This window comes from Actinomadura fibrosa, assembly GCF_900659615.1.
GTDB classification, from domain to species: Bacteria; Actinomycetota; Actinomycetes; order Streptosporangiales; family Streptosporangiaceae; genus Spirillospora; species Spirillospora fibrosa.
The window spans coordinates 1-11,810 of the sequence record NZ_CAACUY010000255.1 but is presented as its reverse complement, the minus strand read 5'-3'; the positions used below and the strand labels follow the sequence as shown (position 1 = coordinate 11,810).

The following is an 11,810-nucleotide window of genomic DNA, read 5'->3' as shown; positions in this document are numbered from 1 at the left end:
CGGACGCTCGGCGGCGCGCTGCTGGCCGTGCTGCCGGTCGCGCTCGCGGCGGCGGTCGCCGCGGCCCGGGCGCGGATCAGGACGGTCGAGGTCGCGGGCGACTCGATGCTGCCGGAGCTGCGCCCGGGGGACTGGCTCGTCGTGCGGACCGGCACCGTCCCCGTCCCCGGCGCCCTGGTCGTGGCGCGGCATCCGGAGCGGCCCGGGCTGCTCATCGTCAAGCGCGCGACGCGGCGGGCGGGCGGCGGATGGTGGCTGGAGAGCGACAACCAGCGCGCCCGGGGACGGCGCGACAGCTGGGACTTCGGCGCCGTGCCCGACCACCTCGTCGTCGGGCGGGTCGTCGCGCGCTACTGGCCGCTGCCCCGCGCCGGCTGGTGGCGCACCGACACCCGCGGCGCGCTCGGATGGCACGCCGCGGTCACGCCGGGCCGCCCCGCGCACTGGTCCGAGCAGTAGTGGCGCGAGCGGTTCCCGGTCATGTCGAAGAAGACCCGGCCGCACCCCTCGGCGCGGCAGACGCCGAGCCGGTCCAGCCCCTGCGAGCCGATCTTGGCCGCGAGGCCCATCGCGGTGCGGGCGGCGACGCGGTCGGTGATCGACCCGGACTCGTTGAAGTGCAGGTGCCACTCCTGCCCGTCGTGCCGGACCACCTGCGGATGGACCGGGTGCCGGATGAGCAGGGTGTTGAGGCGGTCCACCGCGCCGTCCGCGTCCCCGCTCGCGGCGGCGACGAAGACCGCGCGGAGTTCGGCGCGCAGTTCCCGCATGGCGTCGAGGTCGCGCAGCGACGTCCGCCCGCCGATCTGGGGGCGGCGCAGCAGCAGGGACCGCAATCCGTCGAGATCGCGGAGCTCGTCCCCGCCGGGGTGCTGCGTGTTCACGAGATCGATCGCCAGGTCTGCGTAAGAGGCGAGGTCCACGGTCGCTCCCGACGAGTCCGGCCTGATCGGACGTATCGTCAGGGTCATTCCCCGTTGACGGGAATTACACGGCTGTCGGGAACATCGTTTTCCCAGGCGGCGCGGCGACCGCCCGGGGAAAACGCGTCCGCGCGAGGGAATCGCGGGAAATGGTCCGCCGGATCCGGCCTTTCCGAGCGGACCATCCGGCCCCGCGGTCAGATGCGGTTGACGCCCTCCGTGCGGGCCTGCGCGGCCACGGCGGCGGTGACGGCCGGGGCGACCCGGTCGTCGAACGGCCCGGGGATCACGTAGTCGGCCGTCAGGTCGTCGCCGACGATGTCCGCGAGCGCGTGCGCGGCGGCCAGCTTCATGCCCTCGGTGATCGTGTGCGCGCGGACGTCCAGCGCGCCGCGGAAGATGCCGGGGAACGCCAGCACGTTGTTGATCTGGTTCGGGAAGTCGCTGCGGCCGGTGGCGACGACCTTCGCGTGCCGCCGCGCGACCTCGGGGTGCACCTCGGGGGTCGGGTTGGACAGCGCGAACACGATCGCGTTCTCCGACATCGTGGCGACGCACGACTCGTGGACGGTGCTGCCGGACAGGCCGATGAACACGTCGGCGCCGCGCAGCGCCTCCTCCGTGGACCCGGTCAGCCCCGACCGGTTCGTGATCGCCGCGATGCGCTGCTTGACGGGGTTCAGCCCGTCGCGGCCCTCGTGGATGAGGCCCTTGCTGTCCGACAGCGCGATGTCGCCGATGCCGGCCTCGATGAGGATCTGGGAGACCGCGATGCCGGACGCGCCGGCGCCCGCGACGACGGCGCGCAGCGCCGACAGCGGCTTGCCGACCAGCCGGGCCGCGTTGGTGAGCGCCGCCAGCGCCACGATCGCGGTGCCGTGCTGGTCGTCGTGGAAGACCGGGATGTCGAGGGCGGCGCGGAGCCGGTCCTCGATCTCGAAGCAGCGGGGGGCGCTGATGTCCTCCAGGTTGATGCCGCCGAAGCTCGGCGCCAGCCGGATCACCGTCTCGACGATCTCGTCCACGTCCGTGCAGTTCAGCGCGATCGGCACGGAGTCGACGCCGGCGAACTCCTTGAACAGGAGGGACTTGCCCTCCATGACCGGCATGGACGCGGCCGGGCCGATGTCCCCGAGCCCGAGCACGGCGGTGCCGTCGGTGACGACCGCGACCACCTTGGACGTCCAGGTGTAGTCGTAGGCCAGCTCGGGGTTGTCGGCGATCGCGGTGCAGACGCGGGCCACCCCGGGCGTGTAGGCGAGCGAGAGGTCGTCCTTGTTGCGCACGGGAATGGTCGAGCGCATTTCCAGCTTGCCGCCCCGGTGCAGGGGAAAGGCCGGATCGTCGTCGAGGGAGAGTTCGGTGGGAATGGGCTGAGCAGCCACAGCGACCCCTGTCAGTGAAAGTTGGCTTTCGGGCGATGCCGCCGCGGTGGTGGAGGTCTGGTGGCCTGATCACCTGGTGGACATCTCGCGACGTACGGGGGTCACCCGTTGTCCAAGTGTGCCATAGAGCCTCCCGCCGATCCCGGGGGCCCGGCCGTGTTAGGGGTCACCCCGACAGGACGGAAAGTGCCGGGGCGACTCCGTGACGTGAACGTTCGGGCAGGTCCGGGCCGTCCTCGGGGCTGCCTCGTTGTCCGATTGTTTCGCACCCTTAATCCAGATCAGCCCTGGTGTACGCCACACTGTGTGCTTGACCTAACGGATCAGTTCGGATCCGTACGCACCCAACCGGAGGGGGACCCGTGATCACCGGTTCTCTGCGCCGCCGCGCCGTGGCGGCGGGCGCGCTCGTGCTGACGGGCGCCCTCGCCCTGTCCGCATGTGGCGACAGCGACGACTCGACGACGTCGTCGATCACCCCGAAGAGCGGCACGGACGCCAAGCTGGCGGCGCTGGTCCCGGCGGCGGTCAAGAGCGACGGGAAGATCGTCGTCGGCTCGGACGCCTCCTACCCGCCCAACGAGTCGGTCGACCCGGCCTCGCAGAAGATCGTCGGCTGGGACGTGGACCTGTTCACCGCCGTCGCGGCCAAGCTCGGCCTGAAGACGCAGTTCCAGAACGCGGGCTTCGACACGATCATCCCGGGCGTCCAGTCCGGCAAGTACGAGGTCGGCGTCTCGTCCTTCACCGACAACAAGGAGCGGGAGAAGGTCGTCGACTTCGTCACCTACTACTCCGCCGGGACGGCCTGGGCGGCGCTCAAGGGCAACCCGAAGGGCGTCAACCCCGACGACGCCTGCGGCAAGAGCATCGGCGTCCAGCAGGGCACCGTGCAGGTCGACGACCTGAAGGCGCGCAGCAAGAAGTGCACCGACGCGGGCAAGCCGGCGATCAGCTCCGTCGTCCGCAAGCAGCAGACCGAGGTCAACAACGACCTGGTCGCGGGCAAGGTCGACGGGATGGCCGCCGACTCGCCGATCGTCGGCGACGCGGTGAAGAAGACCGGCGGCAAGCTCGACATCATCGGCACCGCCTACGACACCGCGCCGTACGGCTACGCGGTCGGCAAGAACTCCGGCCAGCTCAAGGAGGCCATCCAGGGCGCGCTGAAGGCGCTCATCGCGGACGGCACCTACAAGCAGATCCTGGAGAAGAACGGCGTGCAGTCCGGTGCGATCACCGACCCGGTGATCAACGGCGCGCAGAGCTGATCGCATGACCGTCGACAACGACGTCGTCGAGCCGGGACGGCCCCCTGAGGCGATCAAGGCCGTCCCGGTCCGGCATCCGGGACGGTGGGTCGCGGCCGCCGTCATCCTGGTGCTGGTCGCGATGTTCGTGCACTTCCTGTTCACCAGCGACGCGCTCGACTGGGCCGAGCAGCGCAAGTACATGTTCTCCGACCCGGTGCTGAAGGGCGTCCGCAACACCCTGTGGCTGACGCTGGCGGCGATGGTCGGCGGCGTGGCGCTCGGCATCGTCCTCGCGCTGATGCGGCTGTCGGCCAACCCGCTGCTGAGCGGCGTGGCCTGGGTGTACCTGTGGTTCTTCCGCGGCACGCCGCTGTACACGCAGCTGCTCATCTGGGGCGCGATCGGCTCGCTGTTCCCGACCGTCGGGATCGGCGTCCCGTTCGGGCCGGAGTTCGACACCTGGAAGACGCAGGAGCTCGTCAACGCGGCGATGGCCGCCTCGCTCGGCCTGATCCTCAACGAGGCCGCCTACATGGCCGAGATCGTCCGGGCCGGGATCCTGTCGGTGGACGAGGGGCAGCAGGAGGCCGCGAGCGCCCTCGGCATGTCCCGGCTCCAGACGATGCGCCGGATCGTGCTGCCGCAGGCGATGCGGGTGATCGTCCCGCCGACCGGCAACGAGGCGATCTCGATGCTGAAGAACACCTCGCTGGTCGCGGCCGTCCCGTACGCGGAGCTGACCTTCACCGCGCAGACCATCTACGCCAGCACCTACAAGATCATCCCGATGCTGGTGATGGCCTGCCTGTGGTACCTGGTCATCTCCTCGGTGATGATGGTCGGCCAGTACTACCTGGAGCGGTACTACAGCAAGGGCACCAGCAAGGGCGCGCGCGAGCGCCGCCGGCTGCCCTTCATGGGAGGCGGGGCGCCGTGAGCCGACTGAGGAAGGGCGCGGCCGGCCCGGCCGAGCCGCCCGCCGATGCCGGGCCGATGGTCAAGGCCGAGCAGGTGCACAAGTCCTTTGGGCGGCTTGAGGTCCTGAAGGGCATCGACCTTGAGGTCATGCCCGGCGAGGTGATGTGCGTCATCGGCCCGTCCGGGTCGGGCAAGTCCACGTTCCTGCGCTGCATCAACCACCTGGAGAAGATCAACGCGGGGCGGCTGTGGGTGAACGGCCACCTGGTCGGCTACCGGCAGTCGGGCGGCAAGCTGTACGAGCTGCGCGACCGCGAGGTCGCCGCGCAGCGCCGCGAGATCGGCATGGTCTTCCAGCGCTTCAACCTCTTCCCGCACATGACGGCGCTGGAGAACGTCATGGAGGCGCCCGTCCGGGTGAAGCGGCAGCCCAAGCAGCAGGCGCGGGAGAAGGCGCTCGCACTGCTGGACCGGGTCGGGCTGGGCGACAAGGCGCAGAGCTATCCGGCGCAGCTGTCCGGCGGGCAGCAGCAGCGGGTCGCGATCGCCCGCGCCCTCGCGATGGAGCCGGCGCTCATGCTGTTCGACGAGCCGACCTCCGCGCTGGACCCCGAGCTGGTCGGCGAGGTCCTGGAGGTCATGAAGCAGCTCGCGGTGGACGGCATGACCATGGTCGTGGTCACCCACGAGATGGGCTTCGCCCGCGAGGTCGGCGACTCGCTCGTCTTCATGGACGGCGGCGTCGTCGTGGAGAAGGGCGCGCCTCGCGAGGTCCTCGCCAATCCGCAGCACCCGCGGACGCAGGACTTCCTGTCCAAGGTCCTCTGACCGGCCCCGGTCCATCCATCGGGATCGGAGCGGCCCGTCCCCACCCGGGGGCGGGCCGTTCCGCGTTCCGGGCGGCGGGCTAGTGTGCGTCCATGTTCGCTGTCACGGCTACGCAGATCGACCCCGACGACCCGCTGGGCGGGCTGACGCTCGGGGACGTGCCCGAACCCGAGGCGCCGGAGGGCTGGACCACCGTCACGGTCAAGGCCGCCGCGCTGAACCACCACGACCTGTGGTCGCTGAAGGGCGTCGGCCTCCCCGCCGACCGGCTCCCGATGGTCCTCGGCTGCGACGCGGCCGGGGTGGACGAGGACGGCAACGAGGTCATCGTCCACTCGGTGATCGGCGACCCCGACCGGGGCGGCGGCGACGAGACGCTCGACCCGAAGCGCACCCTGCTGTCGGAGCTGCACCCGGGGACGCTCGCCGAGAAGGTCGCCGTGCCGCGCCGCAACCTCGTCCCGAAGCCGGCGGAGCTGTCGTTCGAGGAGGCCGCCTGCCTGCCGACCGCGTGGCTCACCGCCTACCGGATGCTGTTCGTCAAGGCCGGGCTCCAGCCCGGCTCGTCCGTGCTGGTGCAGGGCGCGGGCGGCGGCGTCGCCACCGCCGCGATCGCGCTGGCGTCCGCGGCGGGCTTCCGCGTCCACGCCACGAGCCGCAGCGAGGCCAAGCGGAAGCGGGCGCTGGAGCTCGGCGCCGACACGGCGCTGGAGTCCGGCGCGCGGCTGCCCGAGCGCGTCGACGCGGTCATCGAGACCGTCGGCGAGGCGACCTGGTCGCACTCGCTGAAGTCGCTGCGGCCCGGCGGGCGGATCGTCGTCTCCGGCGCCACGAGCGGGCAGGTGCCGCCGGCGGAGCTGAACCGGGTGTTCTTCCTCCAGCTCCAGGTGGTCGGCTCCACCATGGGGACGCGCGGCGAGCTGGAGCGGCTGGCGCGCTTCCTGGTCAAGACGGGCGTCCGGCCGCCGATCGACCGGACGCTGCCGCTGGACCGGGCCCGCGAGGGGTTCGCGGCCATGGCGGACGGCGACCTCTTCGGGAAGATCGTCTTCACGCCCTGAGCGGGCGCGGCGTCAGCGGCGGCGCCCCCTGCGGCCCCTGCCGTCGCGGAAGACCTCGTCGGCGAGGCGCTCGCGCATCTCGTCCAGCAGCGACTGGACGGCGGCGAGGGCGTCGTCGTCGATGCGGGCCTCCTTCGCCCCCTTGCGGACGTCCTCGACGAACTTGCGGAGGAGCTTCTCCAGCTTCAGGCGGGTGATGTCCTCCCTGCTGCCCGTCGCCGTCTTCCAGGCGTCCGACCAGTTCTGCTGCCACTCCTCCTTCCACGCCTGCTTCTGCTCGCGCCAGAACTCCCGCTGCCAGGACCACTCGTCCTTCTGGCGCTCGGCCGCCTCCTTCCACGCCTCCTTGGACGTGCTCCGGCCCTGGTCGCGGACCGTGCGGGCGGCCTGGGTCAGCTCCTCGCGCAGCGACCGGACCGTCTGCCGGACGTCCTGCTGGACGCCGCGCGCGAACTCCTGCGCCGAGGCGGTCAGCTCCTCCTCCAGCTCGGCGAGCTCGTCCATCCGGCGCTCCAGCTCCTCGCGGCCCTTGCCGGTCAGCGAGTAGACCTTCTTGCCCTTGACCACCTCGTGCGTCACCAGGCCCTCGGCCTCCAGCCGGGCGAGCCGCGGGTAGATCGTGCCGGGGGACGGCGAGTACACCCCGAGGAACCGGTCCTGGAGGAGCCGGATCACCTCGTAGCCGTGCCGCGGGCTCTCCTCCAGCAGCTTCAGCAGGTACAGCCGCAGGCGGCCGTGGCCGAACACGGGGCTCACGATGCTCACTTCTCCATTCGCGGGGTGGTGATCGTCGGCGCGTCGTCCGCGCGGCCGAGGAGCGTGATGGCGCCGGACACCGTGTTCACCGAGAGCCGCCCGGAGCCGTCCCCGAGCTTGCCGGCGACGGAGCGGGCGACGGTGCGGTCCGTCCGGACGAGCTCGGGGAAGGAGGTGTCGACGCGCCCGGCGGCGGAGGTGAGCGCGACGTCCGCGTCGGCGGACTCGGGGATGCGCAGCGCGACCTCGCCGGACACCGTGTGGACCTCGACGCGGCGCTCGCCGACCAGGTCGACGTCCGCGGCGATGCGGCCGCTGACCGTGCGGGCGCCGAGCCGGCCGACCGAGCCGCCCGCGAGCGACAGGTCGCCGGACACCGAGGTGAACGACACGGCGCCCTCCAGCCCCTGCGCCTCGACCGCGCCGGACACGGTGTTGACGTCGGTCGTCCCGTGGACCCCGTCGAGCGTCACGTAGCCGGAGGCGCTCCTGATGGACGTGCGGGCCGCCGTCCCGGTGATCACCGCGTCCGCCGACACGAGGTTGAGGGTGACGGGGCAGTCGCGCGGGACCGTCACCGTGATGGACGCGTCGGCGCGGCGCGTCCGCAGCCAGCCGAGGACGCCCTCGAAGATCCGCTCATGTGTGATCGTGAGCATCCCCGCCTCGTGCGTGACCAGCAGCGGCGGCCCGTCGACCTCGCCGACGATCACGGACGGCCGCTCGTCCGAGGCCAGCACCGACACGTTCCCGGCGATCAGCGTGGCGCGCAGCGCGACCACGCCGTCGAAGTCGAGGGTGGTGGGTTCGTCGATCGTCCAGCGCGACATCGTGGTGTGCCCTTCGTCCGAGCGCCTCTGCCAGTAAACACGATATGTCGCGTCACCGGAAAGTCAAGATGTATCGCGTCTCGCCGGGCGGCCCGGCGCGGGGGACTAGCCGTCCTCCTCGTCGTCCAGGCGCGCGAGCCAGGTGGCGAGGCGCTCGACCGGCGTCTCGAACTCGGGGTTCAGGTCGACGAACTCCCGCAGCCGCTCCGCCAGCCACGCCAGGCTGACCTCCTCCGCGCCCCGGCGCTCGGTCAGCTCCTCAATGCCCCGATCGGTGAAGTACATCCCGTTTCCTTCGTTCCGGGCCGGGACGTCCCCGGCCCGCCGGAGAGACGCCGAGGGCCCCGGCGCGGCGCGCGCCGGAGCCCTCGGATCCCGCCTCGTGCTACTTCCGCTCGCCGAACAGGCGGGAGAGCAGGGCCTCCTGCTCCGCCTGGTGCAGCTTCGCCGAACCGACCGCGGGCGACGACGACGCCGGGCGCGACACCCGCGTCAGCTTCAGCCCCTCGATGTGGTGCGGCAGCTTCAGCGCCATGAACGGCCACGCGCCCATGTTCGCCGGCTCGTCCTGGACCCACACCACCTCGGTGTGCCCCGGGTACTTCGCCAGCTCGGCCTTGATCTCGTCCACGGGCGGCGGGTACAGCCGCTCGACCCGGATGACCGCCGTGTCGGTGGCGCCCGCCGCGTCCCGCGCGTTCACCACGTCGTAGAAGATCTTGCCGGTGGTGAGCAGCACCCGCCGCACGCCCGCCGCGTCGATCGACGCGTTGACCTCCGGGATCACCGGCTGGAACGCGCCCTGCGTGATCGCCTCGACCGGCGAGGTCGCCGCCTTGTGCCGCAGCAGCGACTTCGGCGTGAACACGATCAGCGGCTTGTTCCGGCCCGACAGCACCTGCCAGCGCAGCAGGTGGAAGTAGTTCGCCGGGGTGGTCGGGTAGACCACGGTCATGTTGTCCTGCGCGCAGAGCTGGAGGTACCGCTCGATCCGCGCGGACGAGTGGTCCGGCCCCTGGCCCTCGTAGCCGTGCGGCAGCAGCAGCACGACGCTGGAGTGCTGGCCCCACTTCTGCTCACCGGACGAGATGTACTCGTCCAGGATCGACTGGGCGCCGTTGGCGAAGTCGCCGAACTGGGCCTCCCACGCGACCAGCGCGTCCGGGCGGGTCATCGAGTAGCCGTACTCGAAGCCCATCGCCGCGTACTCGCTGAGCAGCGAGTCGTGCACGTAGAACTTCGACACGCCCTGCCCGAACTGCTTCAGCGGCGTGTACTCCTCGCCCGTCTTGCGGTCGACCAGCACCGCGTGCCGCTGCCCGAACGTGCCGCGCCGGCTGTCCTGCCCGACGAGCCGCACCGGGTGCCCGTCGATCAGCAGCGAGCCGAACGCGAGCAGCTCCCCGGTGGCCCAGTCGATCGCGTCGTCCTCGATCATCTGGGCGCGGCGCTGGAGGATCGGCTGGAGCCGCGGGTGGACGTTGAAGCCCTCCGGCAGGCTGACCTGCGTGTCGATGATCCGCTTGACCGTCTCCGGCGGGATCGCCGACCCGGCCGACCCGTGGTCGATCGGGATGCGCTCCTCGACGTCCGGCTTCACGACCGACCCCGGTTCGAGGGGCTTCTTGACCGCCTCGCGGGTCTCGGTGAACGCGCGCTCCAGCTGCTCCTGGTAGTCGCGCAGCGCCTGCTCGGCCTCCTCGACCGTGATGTCGCCGCGGCCGATCAGCGCCTCGGTGTACAGCTTGCGCACCGAGCGCTTCGCGTCGATCAGGTCGTACATCAGCGGCTGGGTGAACGAGGGGTTGTCCGACTCGTTGTGCCCGCGCCGCCGGTAGCAGACCATGTCGACGACGACGTCCTTCTTGAACGTCTGCCGGTACTCGAACGCGAGCCGCGCCACCCGCGCGCACGCCTCGGGGTCGTCGCCGTTGACGTGGAAGATCGGCGCCTGGATCATCCGGGCCACGTCCGTCGAGTAGACGCTGGAGCGCGAGTACTCGGGGGCCGTGGTGAAGCCCACCTGGTTGTTGATCACGACGTGCACCGTGCCGCCGGTGCGGTACCCGCGCAGCTGCGACAGGTTCAGCGTCTCGGCGACCACGCCCTGCCCGGCGAACGCGGCGTCGCCGTGGATCAGGATCGGCAGCACGCTGAACCCGGCCTCGCCGACGTCCAGGAGGTCCTGCTTGGCGCGGACCACGCCCTCCAGCACCGGGTCGACCGTCTCCAGGTGCGAGGGGTTCGCGACCAGCTCGGTGTGGATCTTGGAGCCGTCGCCCGCGACGAAGTCGCCGGACGCGCCCAGGTGGTACTTCACGTCGCCCGAGCCCTGGGCGCTGCGCGGGTCGAGGTTGCCCTCGAACTCCCCGAAGATCTGCCCGTAGGACTTGCCGACGATGTTCGCGAGGACGTTCAGCCGGCCCCGGTGCGCCATCCCGATGACGACCTCGTCCAGGCTGGCCTGCGCCGCCGCGGAGATCACCGAGTCCAGCAGCGGGATGACGGACTCGCCGCCCTCCAGCGAGAACCGCTTCTGCCCGACGAACTTCGTCTGCAGGAACGTCTCGAACGCCTCGGCGCTGTTCAGCCGCCGGAGCACGTGCAGCTGCTCCTCGCGCGACGGCTTCTCGTGCGGGACCTCGACGCGCTCCTGGATCCAGGCCCGCTCCTCGGGGTCCTGGATGTGCATGTACTCGATGCCGACCGTCCGGCAGTACGCCATCCGCAGCACGCCGAGGATGTCGCGCAGCTTCATCGTCGGCTTGCCGCCGAACCCGCCCGTCGCGAACTCGCGCTCCAGGTCCCAGAGGGTCAGGCCGTGCTTGAGGATGTCGAGGTCCGGGTGCCGCCGCTGCTTGTACTCCAGCGGGTCGGTGTCGGCCATCAGGTGGCCGCGGACCCGGTAGGCGTGGATCAGCTCGTGGACGCGGGCGACCTTGGCGACGTCGTCCTCGTGGGACGCCGAGATGTCCTTGACCCAGCGCACCGGCTCGTACGGGATGCGCAGCGCCTCGAAGATCTCGTCGTAGAAGCCGTCCTCGCCGAGCAGCAGCTCGTGGATCCGGCGCAGGAAGTCGCCGGACTGCGCGCCCTGGATGATCCGGTGGTCGTACGTGGAGGTCAGCGTCATGACCTTGCTGATCCCCATGCGCGACAGCGTGTCGCTGGACGCGCCCGCGAACTCGGCCGGGTACTCCATCGCGCCGACGCCGATGATCGTGCCCTGCCCCGGCATCAGCCGCGGCACGGAATGGACCGTGCCGATCGTGCCCGGGTTCGTCAGGCTGATCGTCGTGCCCTGGAAGTCCTCCAGCGTCAGCTTGTTGCCCCGCGCCTTCCGGACGATCTCCTCGTAGGCGGCCCAGAACTGGCGGAAGTCCAGCGTCTCCGCGGCCTTGATGCTCGGCACCACGAGCTGCCGCTGGCCGTCGCCCTTCTGGAGGTCGATCGCCAGCCCGAAGTTCACGTGCTGGGGCCGGATCAGCACCGGCTTGCCGTCCACCTCGGTGAACGCGGCGTTCATCTCCGGCATCGCCGCGAGCGCCTTGACGATCGCGTACCCGATCAGGTGCGTGAAGGAGACCTTCCCGCCCCGCCCGCGCTTGAGGTGGTTGTTGATGACGATGCGGTTGTCGATCAGCAGCTTCGCCGGGACCGCGCGCACGCTCGTCGCGGTCGGGACCGCGAGGCTGGCCTCCATGTTGGTGGCCGTCCGCGCCGCCACCCCCCGCAGCCGCACCTCTTCGGCGCCCGCGGGCACCGGCGGCGGCGCGGGCTTGCTCGGCGCCGCCTTGCCGTCGGCCTTCGCGGCGGGCTGCGCGGCGGGCTTGGCGGCGACGGCGCCGCATCGGCG

The 11,810-nt window shown here is 71.2% G+C and carries 11 protein-coding genes; 5 read left to right on the top strand and 6 right to left on the bottom strand.

The features are described 5' to 3' along the window. Positions 1-459 (top strand): nickel-type superoxide dismutase maturation protease (gene sodX, locus E1300_RS41465; RefSeq protein ID WP_278045425.1); only part of this gene is annotated, 459 nt, incomplete at its 5' end. On the opposite strand, the gene E1300_RS41460 is transcribed toward sodX, so the two are convergent. Both E1300_RS41460 and E1300_RS41455 read right to left on the bottom strand, forming a co-directional pair. Beyond that, positions 351-923, bottom strand: a complete 573-nt coding sequence (locus tag E1300_RS41460) for a CGNR zinc finger domain-containing protein (RefSeq protein WP_131762760.1) — start codon at positions 921-923, stop codon at positions 351-353. The genes sodX and E1300_RS41460 overlap by 109 nt on opposite strands. A 197-nt stretch (positions 924-1,120) precedes the next feature. Further along, a complete protein-coding gene (locus E1300_RS41455) occupies positions 1,121-2,308 on the bottom strand; it encodes an NAD(P)-dependent malic enzyme (protein ID WP_131762759.1) in 1,188 nt (395 codons plus the stop codon). Between the two features lie 362 nt (positions 2,309-2,670). Here E1300_RS41455 and E1300_RS41450 point away from each other — a divergent pair, with 362 nt between their 5' ends. From E1300_RS41450 to E1300_RS41435, 4 genes are all read left to right on the top strand, one after another. Beyond that, positions 2,671-3,579 carry an ABC transporter substrate-binding protein gene (locus E1300_RS41450; RefSeq protein WP_131762758.1) on the top strand — a complete coding sequence of 303 codons (909 nt, stop codon included), beginning with the start codon at positions 2,671-2,673 and terminating at the stop codon, positions 3,577-3,579. Between the two features lie 4 nt (positions 3,580-3,583). After that, on the top strand, positions 3,584-4,498 hold the full coding sequence (locus E1300_RS41445) for an amino acid ABC transporter permease (RefSeq protein ID WP_131762757.1): 915 nt from the start codon (positions 3,584-3,586) through the stop codon (positions 4,496-4,498). A gap of 56 nt (positions 4,499-4,554) precedes the next feature. After that, positions 4,555-5,307 carry an amino acid ABC transporter ATP-binding protein gene (locus E1300_RS41440; protein WP_131762762.1) on the top strand — a complete coding sequence of 251 codons (753 nt, stop codon included), beginning with the start codon at positions 4,555-4,557 and terminating at the stop codon, positions 5,305-5,307. Between the two features lie 92 nt (positions 5,308-5,399). Continuing rightward, the gene (locus tag E1300_RS41435; protein ID WP_131762756.1) at positions 5,400-6,368 is read left to right on the top strand and encodes a zinc-binding dehydrogenase; all 969 of its coding nucleotides are present in this window, start codon (positions 5,400-5,402) and stop codon (positions 6,366-6,368) included. Between the two features lie 12 nt (positions 6,369-6,380). Here the strand turns inward: E1300_RS41435 and E1300_RS41430 are convergent, their stop codons facing one another. The 4 genes from E1300_RS41430 to E1300_RS41415 all read right to left on the bottom strand — a co-directional run. Next, positions 6,381-7,133, bottom strand: a complete 753-nt coding sequence (locus E1300_RS41430) for a PadR family transcriptional regulator (protein WP_306440696.1) — start codon at positions 7,131-7,133, stop codon at positions 6,381-6,383. Continuing rightward, complete coding sequence (locus E1300_RS41425) at positions 7,130-7,954, bottom strand: DUF4097 family beta strand repeat-containing protein (RefSeq protein ID WP_131762755.1); 825 nt, start codon at positions 7,952-7,954, stop codon at positions 7,130-7,132. The genes E1300_RS41430 and E1300_RS41425 overlap by 4 nt, the downstream gene beginning before the upstream one ends. 105 nt (positions 7,955-8,059) lie before the next feature. Next, positions 8,060-8,239 (bottom strand): DUF6104 family protein, encoded by a 180-nt coding sequence (locus tag E1300_RS41420; RefSeq protein ID WP_131762754.1) that lies wholly within the window; start codon positions 8,237-8,239, stop codon positions 8,060-8,062. A 100-nt stretch (positions 8,240-8,339) separates the two neighbouring features. After that, on the bottom strand, positions 8,340-11,810 hold a 3,471-nt coding region (locus E1300_RS41415; protein ID WP_242619731.1), incomplete at its 5' end, for a multifunctional oxoglutarate decarboxylase/oxoglutarate dehydrogenase thiamine pyrophosphate-binding subunit/dihydrolipoyllysine-residue succinyltransferase subunit.